The organism is Azospirillum sp. TSO5, from assembly GCF_003116065.1.
Taxonomy (GTDB): Bacteria; Pseudomonadota; Alphaproteobacteria; order Azospirillales; family Azospirillaceae; genus Azospirillum.
This window is the reverse complement of the sequence record NZ_LGQY01000028.1, coordinates 91,677-115,692: the sequence shown is the minus strand read 5'-3', so window position 1 is coordinate 115,692 and position 24,016 is coordinate 91,677. Positions and strand designations below refer to the sequence as shown.

The window sequence follows — 24,016 nt, the reverse complement described above, 5'->3', positions numbered from 1 at the left end:
GCAAACCGTGCTACAAGCACGCGCCCGCAAAACACCATAGGGCGTCCCGAGGGAAACAGTACCAAAACAAGACGGTGGGGGAGTGTGGTGATGGAACGCGAACCGCGCGAGGTCATGGAATACGATGTTCTGATCGTCGGCGCCGGCCCGTCGGGCCTGAGTGCGGCGATCCGCCTGCGGCAGCGCGCGGTCGAAAGCGGCCAGGAGCTTAGCGTCTGCGTGATCGAGAAGGGGTCGGAGGTGGGCGCCCACCTGCTGTCCGGCGCCGTCTTCGAGCCGCATGCGCTGGACGAGCTGATCCCGGACTGGAAGGAAAAGGGCGCTCCCCTCACCACCAAGGCTCAAGAGGATCATTTCCTCTTCCTGACGGAAACGAAGGCCTACAAGTCGCCCTTCGCCCCGCCGCAGATGAACAACCACGGCAACTACATCATCAGCCTGGGCAATCTGGCCCGCTGGATGGCGACTCAGGCCGAGGAGTTGGGGGTGGAGATTTACCCCGGCTTCGCCGCGGCCGAGGTGCTGTATGACGACAAGGGTGCGGTGAAGGGTGTCGCCACCGGCGACATGGGCATCGGCAAGGACGGCGAGAAGACCGGCAACTACACGCCGGGCATGGAACTGCACGCCAAGCAGACCATCTTTGCCGAGGGCTGCCGCGGCTCGCTGACCAAGACCCTGTTCGAGAAGTTCGACCTGCGCCGCGATTGCCAGCCGCAGACCTACGGCATCGGCATCAAGGAGCTGTGGGAGGTCGACCCGTCGCAGTCGAAGCCGGGCCTGATCGTCCACACCATCGGCTGGCCGATGGACCCCAAGACCTATGGCGGGTCGTGGCTGTATCACATGGAAGGGAATCTGGTGTCGGTCGGCTTCGTCGTCGGCCTCGACTACTGGAACCCGCACATGAGCCCGTTCGAGGAGTTCCAGCGCTACAAGACCCATCCGGCGATCCGCCAGACCTTTGAGGGCGGCCGACGTCTGGCCTATGGCGCCCGCGCCCTGTCGGAAGGCGGCTTCCAGTCGATCCCGAAGCTGACCTTCCCCGGCGGCCTCCTGATCGGCGATGGTGCCGGCTTCCTGAACGTGCCGAAGATCAAGGGCAACCACACCGCCATGAAGTCGGGCATGGTCGCGGCCGAGGCGGTGTTCGACCACCTGACCGGCGGCAACGACAATGGCCCGGAGGTCATCGCCTATCCGGAGCGGCTGAAGCAGTCCTGGGTCTGGCCGGAACTTTACGCGGTGCGCAACATCCGCCCCGGCTTCCAGAAGGGCCTGTGGGCCGGTCTGGCCAATGCCGCTTACGAGACGGCGCTGAAGGGCAAGTCGCCCTGGACGCTGAAACACCACGCCGACCACACCACCCTGGTGAAGGCCAGCGAGGCGCCGAAGATCGCCTACCCCAAGCCGGACGGCAAGGTCAGCTTTGACCGCCTGTCCTCGGTCTACCTCTCCAACACCAACCATGAGGAAGACCAGCCGCCGCACCTGACGCTGAAGGACAAATCGGTCCCGATCAGCGTCAATCTGGCGCTCTACGACGCGCCGGAGCAGCGCTATTGCCCGGCCGGCGTGTACGAAATCGTCCGCAACGACGACGGCAGCGATCCGCGCCTGCAAATCAACGCGCAGAACTGCGTTCACTGCAAGACCTGCGACATCAAGGACCCCACCCAGAACATCAACTGGGTCGTGCCGGAAGGCGGCGGGGGCCCGAACTATCCGGGTGGCATGTAAGGCGCTTTTGTCTCTCCCTCTCCCGCGTGAGCGGGGGAGGGTTGGGGAGGGGGCAAGGCCGACAGTCGGGTGTCGGTTGCGCCGGGGGCCACTCCTATCTATAAGGCAGGGGGTAACCTTTCTGCGACGGCGCGATGATCGTTTCCTGTCCGACCTGCTCGACGCGCTACACCCTGTCCGACGAGTCGCTCGGCCAGGACGGCCGGAAGGTTCGCTGCGCCCGCTGCGGCCACACTTGGTGGCAGATGCCCGATCGGCCGGAACCCGATGAGGTGGTTCCGGACGCCCTGACGGAAATCCGGCCGGCCAATCCCACCAAGCCTGCCGCGAAGACTGCCGCCAAGACCAAGGTCAAGCCGCCGAAGGCCCCGCGCGCCAAGCCGGCGCGCAGCACGGTGATCGGTTTCGCCCTGCTGGGATTGCTGGTTGCCGGGGTCGCTGCCGGCGCCTATTTCGGCCGCGACGCCATTGTTCGCAGCTGGCCGCCCGCAGCATTGCTCTATGACACCCTCGGCATGCCGGCCGAGCCGCCGGGCTTCGGGCTGGAGTTGCGCAACATTCGTTCCGAACAGAAGATCGAGGGCGGAACCACCGTTCTGCTGCTCGACGGCGAGGTCGCCAACAGCACCGAGGTCGAGCGCACCCTGCCGCCGCTGCGCGTCATCACCTTCGGTCCCGAGCACAAGCTGCTGCAGAGCTGGACCATCGAGCCGTCGGCCGAGACGCTCGGCCCCGGCGCATCGGCGAACTTCCACCACAGCCAGCCCGATCCCGGCCCGGTGACCGAGGTGACCATCACCTTCGGCGGTCCGCCCCCCGGCCTGGAACCCCCTGCTGCCGAGAAACCGGCCGAGAAGGCCCCGGAGAAGGCAGCCGGCCACGCCAAGCCGGCGGCGGACAGCCATGCCGCTCCGGCCAAGGCACCGGGGCACGCCAGCGGCCACTGACCCGTACCCCTGACCGGTGGGTCACCGCTCCGGAATGCCGTATTTCCGCAGCTTGTTGGCGATCATCGTGTGCGAGGTGTTCAGCCGCGCCGCCAGCTTGCGGCTGGACGGAAAGCGCGGATAGAGCCGGCGCAGCAACGTCCGCTCGAACCCCTCCACCGCGTCCTCCCAACTATCCGCCTCTTCCGCCGGCACCCCGGCCGACTGCATGCCGGCACCGGCCAATTCCAGGTCTGCGGCGTCCAGTGCGCCGCCGTCGCTCATGGTCATGGCGCGGAAGATGACGTTCTCCAACTGGCGCACATTGCCGGGCCAGCGGTTGGCGAGCAGCGCCGCCGCCGCCGCCGGAGTCAAACGACCGGGCGGTCGGCGGGCCTGCGCGGCGGCGCGGGCGATGAAATGGCGGGCCAGCAGCAGGATGTCATGGCCGCGCTCGCGCAAGGGCGGGACGCTCAGCGACAGCACGTTCAGGCGGTAGAACAGATCCTCGCGGAAGCTGTGGTCGGCGACCATCGCCTCCAGCGAGCGGTGGGTGGCGCTGATGACGCGGACATCCACCTTCTGCTCGCGCTCGCCGCCCACCCGGCGGAAGCTGCCGTCATTGAGGAAGCGCAGCAGCTTGGCCTGGAGATAGGCCGACATCTCGCCGATCTCGTCGAGGAACACCGTGCCGCCATGGGCGAGTTCCAGCAGACCGGGCTTGCCGCCGCGCTGCGCCCCGGTGAAGGAGCCGGGGGCGTAGCCGAACAGTTCGCTCTCCGCCAGATTCTCCGGCACGGCGGCGCAGTTCAGCGCCAGGAAGGGCTTGTCGCGGCGCGGGCTGGCGCGGTGGCAGGCATGGGCGATCAGCTCCTTGCCGGTGCCGGTCTCGCCCAGGATCAACAGTGGCGCCTCCATCGCGGCGACCCGCGCGGCACGTGCCTTCAGCGCCCTGACCGGCGGCGACTCGCCGAGGATGCGGTCGAAGCCGCCCTCATCGAAATTCTGGATGGCATCGAGCCGTTCGCCCAGACGTGATGGGGTGAACAGGGTGATGACGGCGCCCGCCGCCTCGACATCGACGATGGGCGTCACCTCCAGCAGGAAGGGCTGGCCGTTCAGCGTCACCTCGCGGCCCGACATGCGGAAGCCGCCGGTGGTCAGTTCGCGCGTCAACCCCGGTTCGCCGAAGAGTTCGCCAATATCAAGCCCGGCGAGGCGCGACTCCGGCAATCCCGCGACCTGGGCCGCGGCGGTGCTCGCCACCACGACACGCCCGGTACGGTCCACCGCCAGCACCGGGTCGGGCAGGGCGGCGAGCAGCGCATCCAGATGCAGCCGCCGCCGTGTGCCCGGCAGCATGTCGATGGCTGCCACCGATCGCACCCCGGCGATGGTGCGCAGCGCGTCGGACAGGGCCGGCAGCGCCGCCGGATCGAGGCCGGGAGCGTCGATGTGGATCAGCGGCGGGTCGACCTCGACGCCGACGACGTTCAGGCGGCGCAGCGCCAGCACGGCGAGGATCTCATGGGCGATACCGACGCGGTCGGTGAAGGTGACTTCGATGCGCATGCGGGTGGAGCGTTCGGAGTGGGAGGTGTCGATTGCCCCCACCCCAGCCCTCCCCCGCTCCGCGGGAGAGGGTGCCTTATGCGAAGCGGCGGCAGTTCCCTCTCCCGCGCCAGCGGGGGAGGGTTAGGGAGGGGGCTCCCGGCACCCACTGTACACGCATCATTACGCCGTATCAAAATCTTTACACTGCAAAAATTCCATGATTTCCAACACTCTGCGTCCAAAAACCCCTCATGCTGTAAACATCTGCATACACTCCACGCCCCACCCCTCCCCCCCGCACCTCAGCAAATCCGCCATTTTCCCGTCTGGCACACAGTTTGCGATCCACTTCCCCAAGCGAAGTCATCCATCCCCTTGGGAGCCAGTCTCATGCGCGTGATCGTTCTGGGCAGCGGCGTCATCGGTGTCACCACCGCCTATTATCTGGCGCGCGCCGGGCATGAGGTGACCGTCATCGACCGTCAGGCCGGCCCGGCGCTGGAGACCAGCTACGCCAACGCGGGCGAGGTGTCGCCGGGCTATTCCGCTCCCTGGGCGGCGCCGGGGCTGATGCTGAAGGCCGCCAAGTGGATGATGATGAAGCATTCGCCGCTGGTGATCCGGCCGAAGCTGGATCCGGCGATGTGGTCCTGGTGCCTGAAGCTGCTGGCCAACGCCAACGAGGCGAGCTACCAGCTGAACAAGAGCCGCATGGTCCGCGTCGCCGAATACAGCCGCGACTGCCTGAAGGCTCTGCGCGCCGAGACCGGCATCACCTATGACGAGCGCACCCAGGGCACGCTCCAGGTTTTCCGCACCCAGAAGCAGATGGACGCCGCCGGCTACGACATGGCGGTGCTGGAGCGTTATGGCGTTCCCTACAGCCTGTTCGATCGCGACGGCCTGACCTCGGTCGAGCCGGCGCTAGCCCATGTGAAGGACAAGCTGGTCGGCGCGCTGCACCTGCCGGGCGACGAGACCGGCGACTGCTTCCAGTTCACCAACAAGCTGGCCGCCTATGCCGCCAAGCGTGGGGTGGAGTTCCGTTACGGCGTCTCCATCCGCGGCCTGGAGAGCGACGGTCGCAAGATCACTGGCGTGCTGACCGACCAGGGCACGCTGACCGCCGACAGCTACATCGTCGCCATGGGCAGCTATTCGCCCAAGCTGGTGAAGCCGCTGGGCATCGACCTGCCGGTCTATCCGGTGAAGGGCTATTCGTTGACCCTGCCGATCACCGACGCCGCCCACGCGCCGGAATCGACGGTGATGGACGAGACGCACAAGATCGCCGTCACCCGGCTCGGCGACCGCATCCGCGTCGGCGGCACGGCGGAGCTGTCCGGATTCGACCTGACCCTGCGCGAGAGCCGCCGCGGGCTGCTGGACCATGTGGTCAGCGACCTGTTCCCCAACGGCGGCGACCTGTCGAAGGCAGAGTTCTGGACCGGCCTGCGCCCGAACACGCCGGACGGCACGCCGATCCTGGGGCCGACCCATATCCGCAACCTGTATCTCAACACCGGCCACGGCACGCTGGGCTGGACCATGTCCGCCGGCTCCGCCCGCGTGCTGGCCGACGTGGTCAGCGGCCGCCGGACCGAGATCGACATGGACGGGCTGAGCGTCGAGCGCTACGGCCGCCAGCCGACGGTGGCGGTGTCCCGTCCGGCCGCCGTCCGTCCTGCCTGATCCGAATACGATACCCGCGCCGCCCGGCGGACGCGGGTCATCGCCAGCTCCAGAAGGGCGGCGTCGGTGATCTCGGCCCCATCCAGCCGATGTCGCCCGCGCCGCCCTTCGCTTTTCTCCACCCGGTGGCCGAGGCGCCTGAGATGCAGGATCGCCTCGTAGAGGCGGGCTGCCGGCTCGTTGGTTGGGCGGGTGGTCATGGATGGACCACCAGCACGATCAGCCGCTTCGGGCCGTGGACGCCGTAGGCCAGCGTCTGCTCGATGTCGGCGGTCTTGCTGGGGCCGGACACCAGCAGCGCGTTGGTCGGCATCGCCTGCGCCCATCCCTGCTCGCGCATCGCCTGTAGGAAGGTGTCGTAGAGGGCGTCGGTGCGCAGGATTGCGATGTGGATGTGCGGGACGAGCGAGAGGGTGCGCGGCTCGTCCGCCGTCGGCCACAGGATCAGGCTTCCGGTCTCGGCGATGGCGCCACGGGTGGTGGTCAGGCCGGCCTCGATGGACTCGAACAGCTGGGGCTTGATGTCTTCGAGAGGGCGGTCGTAGGGGATGAGGGTGGTGGAGGCAGCGCCCCACCCTTCGACCAGCCGCTTCCCCGCCTCCGTCGCCGGAGCGTAGAGCAGCGACCCCACACCCTCCCGCTCCAGGAACTCCCGCAGCACCACCGGCCAGTCGGCCTCCGTCGCGTCGAGGAACTCCGTATGCACCGCCTCCATCAGGCGGCGAATGCGGGGCAGGCGCTCCTCCTCCGCCCAGTGCTTCGCCTCGATCGGCGCGAAGTCCGACGGGGGCGGTGTCAGCGGATGGGCGTCGCGGGTGGCGCGCAGCTTCGTCAGGATCGAGTTGCGGGCGTCAGACATCGGGAATCCCCTTGGCGCGGGCGAGGTCGTGCAGGGTGCGGCCGGCGAAGCGCGGCTTGGTGCGGACGTTCGTCCACTCCTTCAGCATGGGCAGCGAAGCCGGCGCCGCGTTGCCGAGTTTGCTCATTGCCAGCGTGGCGATGCGGTAGGCGGTTGGGGAGGCGTTCATCGCCGCCCAGCCGCTCCACACCATCGATTCCGCACGGCTGGCCTTGGCACCGCCATCCTTCACCGCCCCACCAGGCTTCACCGCTTCCACCCGCAAGCGTCCCATGATCTCGACGATGGGGATCTTCACCGGGCAGATCTCGACACAGGCGTTGCACATGGTGCAGGCGTGGGGCATGGCGCCGCGCTTGGCCAGCCCTTCGATCTGCGGCACCAGGATCTTGCCGATCGGGCCGGGATAGGGCGCCTCATAGGCATGGCCGCCGACCTGGGTGTAGACCGGGCAATGGTTCATGCAGGCGCCGCAGCGGATGCAGCGCAGCGTGTCGCGCAGTTCCGGGTCGGCGTAGATGCTGGATCGGCCATTGTCGAGGATGACCAGATGCACCTCGCGCGGGCCGTCCTTCTCGCCGTCCTTGCGCGGGCCGGAGATCATGTTGACGTAGGTGGTGATCGGCTGGCCGGTGGCGGAGCGAGGCAGCAGGCTGATGACCGGCGGCACGTCCTCCAGCTTTTCCACCACCTTTTCCAGCCCCATGAAGGCGATGTGGACCGGCGGCACCGTGGTGCACATGCGGCCGTTGCCCTCGTTTTCGATCAGGCAGAGGGTACCGGTCTCCGCCACCGCCGCGTTGACGCCGGACATGCCGACGTCGGCGGCCTGGAACTTGGCGCGCAGCACACGGCGGGCGAGGTCGGTCAGATAGGCCGCGTCCTCCCGGCTTTCGGCATCCTTGATCTTGCGCTTGAACAGATGAGCGATCTGTTTGGTGTTCAGGTGGATCGCCGGCATGATGATGTGCGACGGCATGGTGCCGTCCAGCTGCACGATGTATTCGCCGAGATCGCTTTCCAGCACCTCGATACCGTCCTTTTCCAGCACGGCATTCAGGTGCATCTCCTCCGTCACCATCGACTTGCCCTTGACCACCAGCTTGGCGTTGGCCTTGTGCAGGATGTCGAGCGCGATGGCGTTGGCCTCGTCCGTCGTGGCGGCCCAGTGGACGGTGATGCCGTTGCGGGTGCAGTTCTCCTCCAGCTTTTCCAGCAGTTCCGGCAGCTTCGACAGGGCGCGCAGCCGGACCGAGGCGGCCAGCGCCCGCACGCCATGCCATTCGCCCGCGTCAGAGAACTGGGCGGCGCGCTTGGTCATCAGCCCGTCCATAGCGCGGCGGAAATTGCCGCGCAGCTGCGGGTCGGCCAGCGCCGCGCGCGAGGCGGCGGCGAAATCCGGTGCGTTACCGTCCATGGATGCGCTCCTTCAGGAACTGGGCGATGTGCTGGCCGCGCGCGGCCTTGGCTCCGGCTTCCAGCGCGCCGGTGATGTTCAACAGGCACCCGCAATCGCCCGACACCACGCGGGCGGCGCCGGTGCCCTCGATGTCCGCCACCTTGTCGCCGACCATCGCGGCGGAGATCTCCGGATGACGCACGGCGAAGGTGCCGCCGAAGCCGCAGCATTCCTTCTCCCGCTTCAACTCCACCAGTTCGACATTGGCAAGCTGGCGCAGCAGCGCCTTCGGCTCCTCCACCACGCCCATCTCGCGCTGAGCATGGCAGGAGGCATGCCAGGTGACGCGCACCGGCTCGCCCTTGTCGGTGAGTTGGACGTCCAGCACATGGACCAGGAACTGGGTCAGCTCCCACACGCGGGACGCCACCTGCACCGCCTTCGCTTCGTCCGGCTCGCCGCGGAACAGGTCGGGCCAGTGCTTCTTCATCATGCCGGCGCAGGAGCCCGACGGCACGACGATGGGATCGTCGCCGGGGAACAGGTCCAGCTGCGCGCGGGCAACCTTCAGGGCATCGGCGCGGTAGCCGGAGTTGTAGGCAGGCTGGCCGCAACAGCTCTGCCCCTGGGGGAAGACGACGGTCAGGCCCTGGGATTGCAGAAGCTCGATCCCGGCCATCCCGGCGTCGGGGAAGAACAGGTCGACCAGGCAGGTGCCGAAGTAATAGACGCGGGTGGGTTTGGGGGTGGCGGGCATTGGTGGTTTCCTCAGCGGAGTCTTCTTATGGCTTGGTGTCGGTGCCCCCTCCCCAACCCTCCCCCGCTTCGCGGGAGGGGGTGCCTTCCGCGAGGCGGCGGCAGTCCCCTCCACCGCCAAAGGCGGGGGAGGGTTAGGGAGGGGGCATCGGCGCGTTCATGAATCATCGCTCAGAAAGCCACCTCCGCCACCCGAGCCTTCTCCACCACCTTCGCCGTGGCGCAGGCGTCGACCAGATAGACGATCGACCGGTAGGGCACGCCCGCTTTGTCGGACAGGCCGATCTCGCAGGTGCGGCTGGTGGAATAGCCCGACGCGCAGCCCTCCGGCACCGATGCCGGCAAGTGGCGCAGTGCGTGGGCGTTCAGTTCCGGCGTGGTGAAGCCCTTGTCGCCGGCGAAGCCGCAGCAGCCGACGTCGGGCGGCACCACCACCGTCTCGGCGCAGGCTTTCGCCACCGCGGTCAGGGCACCGTCCAGCCCCATCCGGCGGGTCGAGCAGGTCAGGTGCAGCATCACCGGCTCCGCCGTCTTGGCGATGTCCAGGCGCGGCAGGGCGAACTCGCTCAGGAACTCCGCCACGTCGAGGATGCGCAGGCCCGCGTCGGTCAGGCGCTTCTTAAGGCGCAGGGCGCAAGGGCTGGTGTCCATCACCACCGGATACCGGCCGCCTCGGCTCGCCTTCGACAGGGCCGCCAGCATGGCGTCGGCCTTGGCGTCGGCGGCTTCGATCAGCCCCTTGCTCTCCAGCGGCATGCCGCAGCACTGGCCATCCGCCGCCTCCGGATAGAGGATGCGGAAGCCGGCCTTGCGCATCACCGACTCCACCACCTGTGGAAGCGGGCGCTGCTGCGGATCGGTCGCCGCGGGTCCCATGGTCCGGCTGACGCAGCTGGGGGCGTAGACCACGGTCGGTACGTCATCCATGCCAAGCGCGTCGGGGTGCGGCGAGAAGGTCGCGGCGGTCGGCATATTGCGCGGCAGCACCGGCAGGTTGCCGCCGGTCAGCACACGGGCTGCCGCCTGGGTGGCGCCATGGCCGATGGTGCGGCGGGCGAGGTCGGCCAGACGCAGGCCGGTGCGGGCGAGGCCCAGCGTGCCTTCCATGTGGTCGGCGACCAGCGTCCCCGCCTTACGGGCCATGGCCCCGCGCCGCTCGCCGCGCATGGATTTGATCAGAAGCCCGGTCTCGATCCCCACCGGACAGGCGGTGGCGCACAGGCCGCAAGCCGCGCAGGTATCGATGCCCTGATACTCATAGGCGGCGCTGATTTCCGCCAGACGCCCGGCATCGTCGCCGGCCGCCGCCAGCCGTGCCATCTCGCGCCGGCCGACGATGCGCTGACGCGGTGACAGGGTGAAGCGGTGGGAGGGGCAGGTCGGCTCGCAGAATCCGCACTCGATGCAGGTGTCGACCAGCGGGTCGGCGGGCGGCAGCGGCTTCAGGTTCTTCAGATGGGCCTGCGGGTCGCCGTTCAGGATGACGCCGGGGTTCAGCAGCCCGTCGGGGTCGAACAGCCCCTTGATCTCCTTCATCAGTCCATAGGCTTGCGGACCCCATTCCATCTCGACGAAGGGGGCCATGTTGCGGCCGGTGCCGTGCTCCGCCTTCAGCGAGCCGTCATAGCGGGTGACCACCAGCACGGCGACATCGTCCATGAAGCGGCGGTAGCGGTCGATCTCCTCCTGGGTGTCGAAGGCCTGGGTGAAGACGAAGTGCAGGTTTCCTTCCAGCGCGTGGCCGAAGATGATCGCCTCGTGATAGCCGTGGCGGACGAACAGTTCCTGCAGCTCGCGCGTCGCTTCGGCCAGCCGGGGCAGGGGGAAGGCGACGTCCTCGATGATGACGGTGGTGCCGGTCTGGCGGATGGCGCCGACCGCCGGGAACAGGCCCTTGCGGATCTTCCAGAAGCCTTCGCAGGCCTTGGCGTCAGTGGTGAAGCCGGTGTCGCCGATGGTGACGCAGTCGGCCAGAACTCTGGCGATCCCCGCCACATTGGCCTCCAGCGCCGCCGCACTCTCGGCACGGGTCTCCACCAGAACCGCCGCCACCTCGGGGCCGAAGCCGCGGATCTGCGGCGGCATGCCCGGCTTGTCCTGGATCGAGCGGAGGGAGGCGCGGTCCATCAGCTCCGCCGCATCGACCGGTGCCGCTTTCAGCAAGGACACGGCATGGCAGGCCTCGCCGATGTCGGGGAAGAACAGCAGGGCGCTGGCCTTGTGCGGATGCTCCGGCACGGTGCGCAACGTGATGGCGGAGATGAAGCCGAGCGTCCCCTCCGACCCGATCATCAGGTGTTGGAGGATGTCGACCGGGTCCTCGTAGTCCACCAGCGCGTTCAGGCTGTAGCCGGTGGTGTTCTTGATGCGGAACTTGTCGCGGATGCGGCCGGCCAGCGCCTCGTCGGCGCGGGTGCGGGCGCCGAGATCGGCCAGCCGGCCGAGCAGCGCGGCGTGGCTGTCGCGGAAGCGGCTACGGCTGGCTGCGTCGGCGGTGTCCAGCACCGTGCCGTCGGCCAGAACCAGCCGCATCGACTCCAGCGTGCGGTAGCTGTTCTGCGCGGTGCCGCAGCACATGCCGCTGGCGTTGTTGGCGGCGATGCCGCCGATCTTGGCGGTGGCGATGGAGGCCGGATCGGGGCCGATCTTGCGCCCCAGCGGGGCCAGCCGCCGGTTCGCCTCCGCCCCGATCACGCCGGGCTGCAGGGTGACGGTGGCGGCCCCTGGACCGATGCTGCAACCGCGCCAGCCGTCCCCCAGCACCACCAGCACGCTGTCGCTGACCGCCTGCCCCGACAGGCTGGTGCCGGCGGCGCGGAAGGTCACCGGCACCGTATGGCCGCGGGTGATGCGCAGCAGCCGCACCACCTCCTCCTCCGTCTCCACCAGCGCGACGATCTTCGGGATCAGCCGGTAGAAGCTGGCGTCGGTGCCGTAGGCCAGCGTGCGCAGCGGGTCGGTCACCAGCCGGGCTTCGGGAATGACGGCCTGAAGCTCGGCCAGCACGCGGTCGTAGGGGGCGGCCAGGGGGAGGGACGGCATCGGCGGCGCTTCCTGCTGGTGGTGGGGGAGGTGGCGGGAGGAACCGGCCTTAGCGGCCGATCACCATCTGGGTGAAGGGCCACAGATAGGCCTGGGCCATGATCAGCAGGCCGACCAGCGCCGTCAGCGCCAGCGAGTGCCAGATGACGAAGCGCAGGATCTTGCCCTCATGCCCATGCCACTTGGTGGCGACGGCGGCGACGACGATGCTCTGGGCGTCGATCATCTTGCCCATCACGCCGCCCGAGCTGTTGGCGGCGGCCATCAGCACCGGCGGCAGGCCCAGCTGTTCCGACGACACCTTCTGCAGGCTGCCGAACAGCACGTTGGACGCCGTGTCCGACCCGGTCAACGCCACGCCCAGCCAGCCCAGGAAGGTGCCGAAGAACGGGTAGAGGAACCCGGAGTTGGCGAAGGCGAGGCCCAGCGTGGTGTCCAGACCCGAATAGCGGGTGGTGTAGCCCAGCGCCAGCATCGCCGAGATGGTCAGCAGCGAGTTGCGGATGGCGTAGAGGGTGCGGCCGTAGGTCTTCACCATCTCGACCGGCGAATAGCCCATCAGGAAGCCGGAGATGACGGCGGCGATGAAGATGCCGGTGCCGGTCGCCGACAGCCAGTTCAGGACGTAGACGGCGGCCTCCGGATGGGGCTTGGCCACCACCGGCGGAACGCGCATCACCATGTTGTGCAGGCCGTCGATCGGGAACTTGAGGATCGATACGCCGTCGAGGAAGGCCTTGACCTCCGGGATGCCCCACAGGAAGACCAGGATGCTGAGGATCGCCCAGGGCATCCAGGCGCGGCGGACCTCGGCGGCGCTGTAGCCGTGGCTGCGGCGCGCCTCGCCCTCGACCACGGCGGCGCCGACACCCTGCGTGAGCGCGGACGCTCCGCCCGCGGTGTGCCAGATGGTCTTCGGGTGCCAGACCTTCAGGAACAGGGTGAGCGAGACCAGCGAGACGATGGCCGCGGCGACGTCCACCAGCCAGGGGCCGTGATAGTTCGACACCACAAACTGCGGGACGGCGAAGGACACGCCGGCGACCAGGATGGCCGGCCAGATCTGGATCATGCCGCGCCAGCCGGCGAAGGCGATGATCAGCCAGAAAGGAACCAGGACGGAGAAGAAGGGCAGCTGCCGGCCGATCATCGCCGACAGGTCCAGCAGCGGCAGGCCGGTGACCGCGGCCAGCGCCAGCACCGGCGTGCCGAGCGCGCCATAGGCGACCGGGGCGGTGTTGGCGATCAGCGACAGGCCGGACGCCGCCAGCGGGGTGAAGCCCAGCCCGATCAGCATGGCGCCGGTCACGGCGACCGGCGTGCCGAAGCCGGCCGCTCCTTCGAAGAAGGCGCCGAAGCAGAAGGCGATCAGCAGAAGCTGGAGCCGGCGGTCGTTGGTGATGCCGGTGATGCTTTCCTGCAGGATCTTGAACTGCCCGCGCTGCTCGGTCAGGTGGTAGAGGAAGATGATGTTGACGACGATCCAGCCGATCGGCAGCAGGCCATAAGCCGCACCCATCAGCGCGGTCTTTCCCGCCATCGCCACCGGCATGCCGAACACGGCGACGGCCACCGCCAGCGCGGTCGCCAGGCCCAGCAGGGCCGCGCGGTGCGCCTTCATGTGGAAGATGCCGAGACCGCCCAGCATCACCAGGACCGGCAGCGACGCGAACAGCGTCGACAGCCAGATGTTGTTCATAGGGTCGTAGACTTGCGACCAGGTCATCCTCGGGGGTCTCCTTCTCGGGGAGTGATGTCGGTCCGAACGGTGTCCCGGGAGAAGGCTGGCCGCATTTGGCTGCACCCGGCCTGCCCGCATCCTGAAGGGAGGCGCGGGGGAAGGCTGGACGTTCGGCAAAGCGGAGGCGTTCACCGCCGCCGGGGTCTTGCGGCCCCGATGCTCGCGGTGCGGATGTGCCCTTGTGGGGCTTGGTCCGTCCTATCCCGGTACGTGTGGATGCACCTTCCGCCCCGGTCAAGCTTGGGGAAGACCCCTTGCCATTCGGGAAGCGGTGGACATCTCTTATCCATACGGTGGAGCTTGGATAAAATATTTTACCAGACTGTGCAACGGCTGAATCGTTTGCCAAGCGGCCCACTTTGGTAGGGGGGTGCGACGTTGCCGGTCAGCCACTGCTCTGGACGCCTGTTCCGTCCATCGGTATTGAAGAGGATCAAGACGTGCAGGGAGAGGCCGCCTACCCAATGCAGGGGACGATCAAACCGGCCAAGCTGGCCGATGCCATTGCCGAGCATCTGGAGCGGTTGATCCTGGAAGGCGCTTTGCGCCCCGGCGAGAAGCTGCTGGCGGAACGCGAACTGGCGGTGAAGCTGGACGTGTCGCGCCCGTCGCTGCGCGACGCCATCGCCAAGCTGGAGGAGCGTGGCCTGCTGGTCACTGGGCGCAGCGGCACCCATGTCGCCACCTTCCTGGCGCAGATCGCCGATCCGCTGATGACGCTGATGCGCAACAAGCCGGACGCGTCCTTCGACTATCTGGAGTTCCGCCGCTCCATCGAGGTGGCGGCGGCCGGGTTGGCGGCCCAGCGGGCGACCGACCTCGACCGCGACAGCATCCGCACCATCGTCGCCCGCATGCAGACCGCCCATGGCAAGGACGACAGCTCGGAGGAGGCGGACTCGGACGCCGACCTTCATCTGGCGATCTACGAGGCGGCGCACAACGTCGTCATGCTGCACATCATGCGGACGCTGTCCGACCTGCTGCGCAACGACGTGTTCTACAACCGCACCGACCTCTACTCCCGGCCGGGCGTGCGTGAGCTGCTGCTGCAACAGCATCTCGCCATCGCCAACGCGGTTCTGGCCGGCGACGCGGCGGCGGCCAGAGCGGCGGCCGAGGCCCATGTGGAATTCACGCTGCAGACCCTGCGCGAGATCCGCGAGCACAACGCCCGCGTCCAGGTCTCGTTGCGGCGGATCGGACGCACCGACCTGATCGACAGCGGAGCATGAAGGGGGGGGCGCCTCCTGCCGGCGCTCTCCGTCAAAAGTCATATGCAGGTAGGCTCAGCCCGACTGGCGGCAGAGCCTTGGCCGGGTTACACTGCGCGGGCAATCTTGCCTGATCGACGCCCCTTCACCGACCGTCAGAGTGCCGCCCCGTGTCCTCTCCCAAGAAGCGCCGCATCCTGCTGATCGAGGATACGGTCCCGCTCGCCAAGCTCTACATCGAGTTCCTGCGCGCGGACGCCCATGAGGTCGTGCATTGCACCCGCGGGGGGGAGGCGCTGGACGCGGCGGCGGCATCGCCGCCCGATGCGGTGATCCTGGACCTGAAGCTGCCGGACATGGACGGGCTGGAGGTTCTGCAGGCGCTGCATGCCCGCGATCCCAGCGTTTCGGTGGTCATCATCACCGCCCACGGCTCCATCGATCTGGCGGTGGAGGCGATGAAGCTCGGCGCTTTCGACTTCATCGTGAAGCCCTTCAACGCCGACCGGCTGAACCTGACCCTGCGCAATGCGGTGGAACGGCGGACGCTGGCGCGGATGGTGGAGGGATACCGCAAGGATCTGGACCGCGGGCGCTTCCATGGCTTCATCGGCAGCTCGCCGGAAATGCAGGCGGTCTACCGCACCATCGAAAGCGTGGCCGCCAGCCGCGCCAACGTCTTCATCACCGGGGAGAGCGGGACCGGCAAGGAGGTCGCGGCCCAGGCCATCCACCGCGCAAGCCCGCGGCGCGACCGCGCCTTCGTCGCGCTGAACTGCGCCGCCATCCCTAAGGATCTGCTGGAATCGGAAATCTTCGGCCATGTGAAGGGCGCCTTCACCGGGGCGGCGGGCGACCGGCCGGGGGCGGCGCTGCTGGCCGACGGCGGCACGCTGTTCCTGGACGAGATCTGCGAGATGCCGTTCGACCTGCAGAGCAAGCTCCTGCGGTTCGTCCAGACCGGCACGGTCAGCCCGGTCGGCAGCGGGCGGGAGGAACGGGTGGACGTGCGCTTCGTCGCCGCGACCAACCGTGATCCGCTGGCCGAGGTGCAGGCCGGCCGTTTCCGCGAGGATCTCTATTACCGTCTGCACGTCATCCCGCTGGCCCTGCCGCCGCTGCGCGACCGCGGCGACGACGTGATCGAGATCGCCCGCTCCTTCCTGATCGATTATGCGCGGGAGGAGGGCAAGTCGCTGTCAGCCTTCGCCCCGGAGGTGGAGGCGCGGCTGCGCGCCCATGACTGGCCGGGCAACGTGCGGCAATTGCAGAATGTCGTCCGCAACGTCGTGGTGCTGAACGACGGGCCGCAGGTCACGCTGGACATGCTGCCGCCGATGGGCGGTCCGGCAATCGGCAGTCCAGACGCCGGCGCCTCCCCGTGCGCCGCCTGCGGTTCGCCGGCCGCCGATGCGCCGGAGGAGGATGGCGCCGTGCAGCCGCTGTGGCGGGTCGAGAAGGACATGATCCAGAAGGCGCTGCGGCTGACCGGCGACGATGTGCCGCGCGCCGCCCTGATGCTGGAAATCAGCCCGTCCACCATCTACCGAAAGCTTCAGCAGTGGCGCGTCGCTGACGCCCGCGGCGCCGGGGAGAGTGCCGCTTGAGCGCGGGGGCGGTGCCGGCCGCTCTGCCGCCTGATGAGAGCCGGCGGCAGGCCGTTCTGGACTCCTACTGCATCCTCGACACCGCTCCGGAATCGGGCTTCGACAACATCACCCGGCTGGCCCGGCATTTCTTCGGCACGCGCATCGCGCTGGTCTCGCTGATCGACCGCGAGCGCCAGTGGTTCAAGAGCCGGGTCGGGCTGGAGGCGACGGAGACCCACCGCGATCTGGCCTTCTGCGCCCACGCCATCCTGGACGATGGCGTGCTGGTCGTGCCGGACGCGACCAAGGACCCGCGCTTCGCCGGCAATCCGCTGGTCACCGGGGCGCCGCACATCCGCTTCTATGCCGGCGCGCCGCTGGTGGCGGATGGGCAGAAGCTGGGAACGCTCTGCGTCATCGACGACGTGCCCCGCGCCGGCTTCGACGACCGCGAGGCGGAGACCCTGGCCCAGCTCGCCCGGCTGGTGGTGGACGAGATGACGCTTCGCCGCGAGGTCGCCCGGCGCGAGCGGGCGGAAGCGGAGTTGCGTGACCGTTCGCGCCTGCTGAACCTCGCCGAGGAGATCGGCCAGTTCGGCCACTGGTACATCGACTTCGTCACCGATGCCCGCCGCTGGTCCGACGAGGTCTACCGCATCATGGGCCTTCCGCCGCAGGGTGAAACGCCGACGGTCGAGCTGTCGCGCGCCTGCTACCATCCGGATGACCGGCCGCTTCTGGCCGAACTGGTCGAGCGGGCGCGGACGACCGGTGAAGGGTTCTCGGTCGAGGCGCGGGTCATCCGGCCGGACGGGACGCTGCGCTATGTCTTCATCCGCGGCATGGCCGAATGCGGGGCCGACGGCCGGCCGGTCGGCCTGCTGGGCGTCGTCCAGGACATCACCGACGCCAAGCGGGAAGAGGCGGAACTGCGGTCGAACCGCGAGCTTCTGGACCTGACCGTCCAGGCGACGCGGGACGGCATCTGGGACTGGAACCTGGAGACGGGCGGTATCTGGTTCTCCTCCACCTGGAAGGAACAGCTCGGCTATCGCGACGGCGAGCTGGAAAACAGCCTGGACATGTGGGCCGGCCTGATCTTCGAGGAGGACCGGATCGCCGCGCTGGAGATGGTCCGCGCCTACAATGCGGGGCGGATCCCGAAATTCGAGGCGGTTCAGCGCTTCCGCCACAAGCAGGGCCACACCGTCTACATCCTCAGCCGCGCCATTCACATCCGCGATGCCAATGGCCGGGTCGTGCGCATGGTCGGCGCCCACACCGACATCACGCGCGAAAAGCTGGCGGAGGAGGAGCTTCGGCTCGCCAAGCAGACGCTGGACGACGCGATCGAGGCGGTGCCGGAGGGGCTGGCCTATTTCGACGCCGACGACCGGCTGATCCTGTGCAACGAACGCTACCGCGAAGCCCATCCGCTGACGGCGCCGCTGCTGACCGCCGGCCGTCCGTTTGAGCACATCCTGCGCGCCGCCATCGCCAATGGCGAGTTCGCGGGCAATCCGGATGGCCCGAGCGACGAAGCCTGGATCCAGGGCGAACTGTCCCAGCACCGCAACCCCGGCGCCCCGTTCGAGCGGGAGTTGCCCGACGGCCGCTGGATCGTGGTGGCGGAGAACCGGACCAGCAACGGTTCGCTGGTCTGCACCCGCACCGACATCACCGAGCGCAAGCGCTTCGAGGCGGAACTGCAGCGTCAGGCCGCCGACATGTGCGCGCTGGCCGAAGGGCTCGACGCCGCCCGCGAGGAGGCCGACGCCTTGCGCGCGCGCGCCGAGGCGGCGACGCAGGCGAAGTCGGAATTCCTGGCGGCGATGAGCCACGAGATCCGCACGCCGATGAACGGCATCATGGGCATGACGGAGCTGCTGTTCGACACCGCCCTGACCCCCGAGCAGCACCAGTTCGCCCAGGCCATCCGCAGCTCGTCCAACGCGTTGCTGACCATCATCAACGACATCCTCGACATCTCCAAGCTGGAGGCCGGCCGCGTCACCATCGAGACGCTGCCCTTCGACGCCGCCGATCTGGTGGAAGGGGTGGTGGAACTGCTGACTCCGCGCGCGCACGAGAAGGGGATCGAGATCGGCTTCTACATCGACCCGCTGCTGCGCCGCACGCTGCTGGGCGATCCGACGCGCATCCGGCAGATTCTGGTCAATCTGGTCGGCAACGCGGTGAAATTCACCGACGAGGGGTCCGTCGCGGTGGAGTTGGAGGCGCTGGACGCCACCGACTCCCATCTGGTGCTGCGCATCACCGTGACCGACACCGGCATCGGCATCGCGGCCGAAGCGCTGCCAACCCTGTTCAACAAGTTCCAGCAGGTCGACGGCTCGATCACCCGCAAGTTCGGCGGCACCGGCCTGGGGTTGGCGATCTGCCGCCAGCTGTCGGAACTGATGGGCGGCAGCATCGCGGTGGAGAGCAGCCCGGGTTCCGGCAGCCGTTTCCTGGTCGACCTACCGCTGGCCCTGTCGGACGAGGCCCTGCCGCCGGCCGAACGGCCGCTGGCCGGGCGCCGCGCCCTGGTGGTGGACGATCTGGCGGTGAACCGCCGGGTGCTGGCGTCGATGCTCGACAGCCTGGGCGCCATGCCTGTCACGGTGGAAAACGGGCCCGACGCGCTGGAGGCGTTGCGGCGCGCGGTGGCCGGCGGCCGGCCCTTCGACGTGGTGCTCGCCGATCAGACCATGCCTGGCATGGGCGGCGACGCGCTGCTGGCGGCGGTTGCCGGCGATCCGGCGCTGGCGGTGACGCGGCGCGTTCTGATCGTCACGCTTGGGCCCGCCGCGCGGACCGACGGCGTGCCCCAGGGGCTGGCCCACGCCACGCTGAACCGGCCGCTGCGCCAGAGTTCGCTGGCCGGCTGCCTGACCGGACTGCTGGCTGCGGCAACCCCCGCCTCTGCCGCGGCTGCCGCTCCGGCCAGGGACCCCGGGGCGGAGGACGCGCCGCGCCGCGGCCGCATCCTGCTGGCGGAGGACAACCGCACCAACCAGCTGTTCGCCACCACCCTGCTGCGCAAGCTGGGCTATACGGTCGAGGTTGCGGAGGACGGGGAGCAGGCGGTCGCGGCCGCCTGCCGCGGCGGTCTCGATCTGGTGCTGATGGACGTCCAGATGCCGGGGATGGACGGGCTGGAGGCGGCGCAGGCGATCCGGGCGCGCGGCGGCGCCCTGGCCAGCCTGCCGATCATCGCCCTGACCGCCGACGCCATGCCCGGCACGCGCGAACTGTGCCTGCGCGCGGGCATGAGCGATTACCTGACCAAGCCGATCAGCCGCGCCGGCCTGCTGGCCGCGCTGGACTGCTGGATCGGAGCGTCGGAAACCAAGGCGGGGTCCGCCGGCGTCCCGGCGGATCCGGGTGACGGGAGCGGCGGTCACGACAGCGGCGACGCGCTGGACGAGGCGGTGCTGGCCGATCTGGTGGAAACGGTGGGCGCCGACAATCTGGCGCTGATCGTCGACAGCTTCCTCGACGACGTGTCGCGCCGGCTCGAACGGCTGTCCGCGATGGCGGAGTCCGTTCTGGCCGGCACCGCAGACCTGCGGGCGCTGGCGGGGGAGGCGCACGACCTGTCCAGCCTCGCCGGCAGCTTCGGCGGGATGACGGTCATGCATCATGCCTGGCGCATGGAAGTCCTCTGCCGCAATGGCGACCGGGATCAGGCGGGCCAACTCCTGCCGGTGCTGCTGCACGAGTCCGCCCGGCTGGAGCGTTCCTTGCGCGAGCGCACCGGCGTGCAGCGGCCGGCGGCCTGAGTCTCCCGTCGGCCTTCCGGATTGCGGTCAGCCGGTGCCCGGCTGGGTCGAGCCGTCGGCATCCTCCGCCCGCTCCCGCAGCTCTTTCGACGACAGGCCGGCCGGCGTGGCGTCCTGCAGCGTTCCGTCGCCCGGAGTCTTGGTCAGGTCCTCCCGCGGGGAGCGTTCGCCGGCCGGGGTCTGGTCATGGGTGTTGGCGCCGGGCGTGTCTGCACCGGATTCCCTCGGCTGGGGCATTCCTTCGGAGGGGGTGCGCGTTTGAGGCGTGTCGGTCATGATGTCCTCTGCTATCTTCTGGAGGAGTCAACGACCAGGAAGGGTGGGGGTTCCGCTCCCGGCCGATCCTTGCGTCAGACCGGGAGAAGACGGCGCGGCGCCGCAAGGGGCGAACGAGCGCGCGATACAAGCGCGCCGCCAATGCGCGCCGAAGACGGGCCAACCACCAAGGTCCGGCAGCGGAGGCCGCGAGCCGCCGCCCGGCCGGCCAGCAAGGAGTGTGAGAAGGTCATGGAATCGAGCAAGCACACGCCGCACGGCGATGTGAACCAGGTCGGCACCGTCACGCTGACAGACGACGCCACCGGCAAGACCTTGAAGCTGCCGGTGCTCAGCGGGTCGACCGGTCCCAACGTGATCGACATCCGCAAGCTCTACGCCGAGACCGGCTATTTCACCTACGATCCGGGCTTCACCTCCACCGCCGCCTGCGATTCGGCCATCACCTACATCGACGGCGACCAGGGCGTTCTGCTGCACCGCGGCTATGCCATCGCCGATCTGGCCGAGAATTGCGATTTCCTGGAGGTCTGCCACCTGCTGCTGAACGGCGAACTGCCCACCCCGCAGCAGAAGGCCGATTTCGAGCGCACCATCACCTATCACACGATGGTGCATGAACAGCTCGCCAAGTTCTACAGCGGCTTCCGCCGTGACGCCCACCCGATGGCGATCATGTGCGGCGTCGTCGGCGCCCTGTCGGCCTTCTATCACGACTCCACCGACATCTTCGATCCGGTGCAGCGCAAGATCGCCGCGCACCGCCTGATCGCCAAGATGCCGACCATGGCCGCCATGGCCTACAAATACACGGTCGGCGAGCCCTTCATGTATCCGCGCAACGACCTGTCCTTCGCGGAAAACTTCCTCTACATGACCTTCGGCACGCCGTGCGAGGAATGGAAGGTCGATCCGGTCCTGTCGGAGGCGATGGAGAAGATCTTCATCCTGCATGCCGACCACGAGCAGAACGCCTCGACCTCCACCGTCCGTCTCGCCGGTTCGTCGCACGCCAACCCGTTCGCCTGCATCGCGTCGGGCATCGCGGCGCTGTGGGGTCCGGCCCATGGCGGCGCCAACGAGGCCGTGCTGAAGATGCTGGAGGAGATCGGCTCGGTCGAGCGTATCCCCGAGTTCGTCCGCCGCGCCAAGGACAAGAACGACAGCTTCCGCCTGATGGGCTTCGGCCACCGGGTCTACAAGAACTACGACCCGCGCGCCAAGATCATGCGCGAGACCTGCTATCAGGTTCTCGACCGGCTTGGCATCCAGGACGAGCCGCATCTGTCCATCGCGATGGAGCTGGAGAAGATCGCCCTGTCGGACGAGTATTTCGTCGAGAAGAAGCTCTATCCGAACGTCGACTTCTATTCCGGCATCATCCTGAAGGCGATGGGCTTCCCGACCAGCATGTTCACCGTGCTGTTCGCCGTGGCCCGCACCGTCGGCTGGATCAGCCAGTGGAAGGAGATGATCGAGGACCCGGCCCAGAAGATCGGCCGCCCCCGCCAGCTCTTCACCGGCCACGCCGCCCGTTCCTTCGTCCCGCTGGACAAGCGTTGATCGGTCGAATTACGGCGTCCCCTCTCCAAAAGGAGAGGGGCGCCCTGTGACCCAGCCTCTCCAACTCGGCCTGTCGGTCGCCATCGTTGCGGTGACCGGCGGGACGCCGCGCGTCGTGACGGTGCGCAGCGGCTTTTCCGTGCCGGAAGACCACCGGCGCGGCGACGAGCCGTTGCCGCATCGCGACGCGCTGCCCGGCGCACCCTTCGAGCCCGACCGCTTCCGCACCCTGCAGGACGGTGTGCGCGCGGTGGCGGAAGGACTGTCGGGGCTGGCGCTGCGCTATGTCGAGCAGCTCTATACCTTCGGTGACCGCTACCGCGATCCGCACGAGCTGTTCGGCGGCCCGCGCTCCGTCGTGGTCGGCTATCTGGCGCTGGTCCGCGACGGCCCGCTGGGCGGCGAGGCTTCGGCCGAATGGCGCGACCTCTACGATCATTTCCCGTGGGAGGACTGGCGCGACCAGCGCCCGCCGCTGCTGGACTCCGTGATCGGCCCGGCGCTCGGCGGCTGGATCGCCTCGGCGCCCGACGAGGGCACCCGACTGCGCAGGGCCGAGCGTGCCCAGATGGCCTTCGGCCTGGACGGCGCCGACTGGGACATGGAGCGCGTGCTGGAGCGGTTCGAACTGCTTTACGAGGCCGGTCTGGTGGTGGAGGCCTTCCGCGACCGCGACCTCGCCGCACGGGTCGACCCCTCGGTGCGGGCCGGTGGGCCGATGCCGCGGGCGCTCGGCCGGCCGATGGCGCGCGACGGCCGGCGCATCCTGGCAACCGCGCTGGAGCGGCTGCGCGGCAAGCTGCGCTACCGCCCCATCGTTTTCGAACTGCTGCCGCCGACCTTCACCCTGCATCAACTGCAGCTGGTGGTGGAGGCGCTGTCCGGCGAGCGGGTGCACAAGCAGAATTTCCGCCGCCTGATGATCTCCGGCGGCTTCGTCGAGCCCACCGGCCAGTATGAAAGCCAGACCGGCGGCCGGCCCGCCGAGTTGTACCGCTTCCGCCGCCAGGCCATCCACGAACGCACCAGCGCCGGTGCCATCCCATCCGCGGACGGATAAGGGTAAAATCCATCGGAAACTTCGACGCGCGGCATTGGGCGCAGTTGTCAACGGGCGGCTGCAAGCGGATACTGGTGGAACGGTTTTAAACCCGGACTGTCCATAGCCGGAAAATCCAAGAAGGCCGATGTCGCACCGCATCCTGATCGCCGACGACCACCCGCTGATGCGCACTGCATTGACCCAGACCATCGGTCAGGCGATTCCCGGCGCCGTGATTCTGGAGGCGTCGCGGTTCGACCACATCAAGCCGCTTCTCGATACCGGGGAGCCGCCGGACATCATCCTGCTGGACCTGCACATGCCGGGGATGAGCGGACTGATCGGACTGATGATGCTGCGCTCCGAACATCCGGCGATTCCGGTGATCGTGGTGTCGGCGTCGGAGGATCCGGTGACGATCCAGCGCTCCATCGACTATGGCGCCTCCGGCTTCGTCCCGAAATCGGCCCCCAACACCCAGATCGTCGAAGCGATCCATTCGGTGCTGGACGGCGAATTGTGGCTGCCGGAGATCAATGGCGGCCCCGAAACCGATGCCCCCGACCCCGCCCAACGCGCCGCCACCCTGACCCCCCAGCAACTCCGCGTCCTCGCCGGCATCGCCGAAGGCAAGCTGAACAAGCAGATCGCCTACGAGATGAACGTCGCCGAGACGACGGTGAAGGCCCACGTCACCACGATCCTGCGCAAGCTGGGCGTGCTGACCCGCACCCAGGCCGCAGTGCTGGCGAGCCAGCTGGCGCTGTCCGCGGCACCGCCGCCGCCGGTGGAGTAAATCTCCCTCGAAGAGGGGGAGGGGTGGGGAGAGGGTACGGCG

General features: G+C 68.4%; 17 protein-coding genes. 9 read left to right on the top strand and 8 right to left on the bottom strand.

The annotated features are described in order from the left end of the window. The first annotated feature begins 90 nt into the window (after window positions 1-90). Window positions 91-1,740, top strand: a complete 1,650-nt coding sequence (locus tag TSO5_RS08160; protein ID WP_109151125.1) for an electron transfer flavoprotein-ubiquinone oxidoreductase — start codon at window positions 91-93, stop codon at window positions 1,738-1,740. A gap of 134 nt (window positions 1,741-1,874) precedes the next feature. Next, on the top strand, window positions 1,875-2,687 hold the full coding sequence (locus TSO5_RS08155; RefSeq protein ID WP_109151124.1) for an MJ0042-type zinc finger domain-containing protein: 813 nt from the start codon (window positions 1,875-1,877) through the stop codon (window positions 2,685-2,687). 21 nt (window positions 2,688-2,708) lie between these two features. On the opposite strand, the gene TSO5_RS08150 is transcribed toward TSO5_RS08155, so the two are convergent. Continuing rightward, complete coding sequence (locus TSO5_RS08150) at window positions 2,709-4,280, bottom strand: sigma-54-dependent transcriptional regulator (RefSeq protein ID WP_247870642.1); 1,572 nt, start codon at window positions 4,278-4,280, stop codon at window positions 2,709-2,711. Window positions 4,281-4,610: 330 nt separating this feature from the next. On the opposite strand from TSO5_RS08150, the gene TSO5_RS08140 reads away from it, so the two are divergent. Continuing rightward, window positions 4,611-5,912: a D-amino acid dehydrogenase gene (locus TSO5_RS08140; protein ID WP_109151123.1), complete on the top strand. Its 1,302-nt coding sequence runs from the start codon at window positions 4,611-4,613 to the stop codon at window positions 5,910-5,912. Here TSO5_RS08140 and TSO5_RS08135 read toward each other — a convergent pair. The 6 genes from TSO5_RS08135 to TSO5_RS08110 all read right to left on the bottom strand — a co-directional run bounded on the left by TSO5_RS08135 (window position 5,855) and on the right by TSO5_RS08110 (window position 13,694). Further along, the gene (locus TSO5_RS08135) at window positions 5,855-6,112 is read right to left on the bottom strand and encodes a hypothetical protein (protein ID WP_109151122.1); all 258 of its coding nucleotides are present in this window, start codon (window positions 6,110-6,112) and stop codon (window positions 5,855-5,857) included. The genes TSO5_RS08140 and TSO5_RS08135 overlap by 58 nt on opposite strands. Beyond that, window positions 6,109-6,771 (bottom strand): lactate utilization protein, encoded by a 663-nt coding sequence (locus TSO5_RS08130; RefSeq protein WP_109151121.1) that lies wholly within the window; start codon window positions 6,769-6,771, stop codon window positions 6,109-6,111. Before TSO5_RS08130 ends, TSO5_RS08135 begins: the two co-directional genes overlap by 4 nt. Further along, window positions 6,764-8,188, bottom strand: coding sequence for a LutB/LldF family L-lactate oxidation iron-sulfur protein (locus TSO5_RS08125; RefSeq protein WP_109151120.1), 1,425 nt, complete (start codon window positions 8,186-8,188; stop codon window positions 6,764-6,766). The genes TSO5_RS08130 and TSO5_RS08125 overlap by 8 nt, the downstream gene beginning before the upstream one ends. Beyond that, window positions 8,178-8,927, bottom strand: coding sequence for a (Fe-S)-binding protein (locus tag TSO5_RS08120; protein WP_109151119.1), 750 nt, complete (start codon window positions 8,925-8,927; stop codon window positions 8,178-8,180). The genes TSO5_RS08125 and TSO5_RS08120 overlap by 11 nt, the downstream gene beginning before the upstream one ends. 170 nt (window positions 8,928-9,097) lie before the next feature. Next, entirely contained in the window at window positions 9,098-11,968 is a 2,871-nt protein-coding gene (locus tag TSO5_RS08115) for an FAD-binding and (Fe-S)-binding domain-containing protein (protein WP_109151118.1), read from the bottom strand. A gap of 49 nt (window positions 11,969-12,017) precedes the next feature. After that, entirely contained in the window at window positions 12,018-13,694 is a 1,677-nt protein-coding gene (locus TSO5_RS08110) for an L-lactate permease (protein WP_109151117.1), read from the bottom strand. A gap of 479 nt (window positions 13,695-14,173) precedes the next feature. Between TSO5_RS08110 and TSO5_RS08105 the strand changes: the two genes are divergently transcribed. The 3 genes from TSO5_RS08105 (at window position 14,174) to TSO5_RS08095 (ending at window position 20,297) form a co-directional block, all read left to right on the top strand. Beyond that, window positions 14,174-14,944: an FCD domain-containing protein gene (locus TSO5_RS08105; protein WP_109151116.1), complete on the top strand. Its 771-nt coding sequence runs from the start codon at window positions 14,174-14,176 to the stop codon at window positions 14,942-14,944. A gap of 149 nt (window positions 14,945-15,093) precedes the next feature. Further along, window positions 15,094-16,530, top strand: coding sequence for a sigma-54 dependent transcriptional regulator (locus tag TSO5_RS08100; RefSeq protein ID WP_109151115.1), 1,437 nt, complete (start codon window positions 15,094-15,096; stop codon window positions 16,528-16,530). Continuing rightward, window positions 16,527-20,297 carry a response regulator gene (locus TSO5_RS08095; RefSeq protein ID WP_109151114.1) on the top strand — a complete coding sequence of 1,257 codons (3,771 nt, stop codon included), beginning with the start codon at window positions 16,527-16,529 and terminating at the stop codon, window positions 20,295-20,297. Before TSO5_RS08100 ends, TSO5_RS08095 begins: the two co-directional genes overlap by 4 nt. Window positions 20,298-20,324: 27 nt before the next feature. Here the strand turns inward: TSO5_RS08095 and TSO5_RS08090 are convergent, their stop codons facing one another. Then, window positions 20,325-20,573 (bottom strand): hypothetical protein, encoded by a 249-nt coding sequence (locus tag TSO5_RS08090; RefSeq protein WP_109151113.1) that lies wholly within the window; start codon window positions 20,571-20,573, stop codon window positions 20,325-20,327. 231 nt (window positions 20,574-20,804) lie between these two features. On the opposite strand from TSO5_RS08090, the gene gltA reads away from it, so the two are divergent. The 3 genes from gltA to TSO5_RS08075 all read left to right on the top strand — a co-directional run bounded on the left by gltA (window position 20,805) and on the right by TSO5_RS08075 (window position 23,974). Further along, on the top strand, window positions 20,805-22,136 hold the full coding sequence (gene gltA / locus TSO5_RS08085) for a citrate synthase (protein ID WP_109151168.1): 1,332 nt from the start codon (window positions 20,805-20,807) through the stop codon (window positions 22,134-22,136). 46 nt (window positions 22,137-22,182) lie between these two features. Further along, window positions 22,183-23,196 carry a hypothetical protein gene (locus tag TSO5_RS08080; protein ID WP_109151112.1) on the top strand — a complete coding sequence of 338 codons (1,014 nt, stop codon included), beginning with the start codon at window positions 22,183-22,185 and terminating at the stop codon, window positions 23,194-23,196. 127 nt (window positions 23,197-23,323) lie between these two features. Next, window positions 23,324-23,974 carry a response regulator transcription factor gene (locus TSO5_RS08075; protein WP_109151111.1) on the top strand — a complete coding sequence of 217 codons (651 nt, stop codon included), beginning with the start codon at window positions 23,324-23,326 and terminating at the stop codon, window positions 23,972-23,974. The last annotated feature ends 42 nt before the right edge of the window (window positions 23,975-24,016 follow it).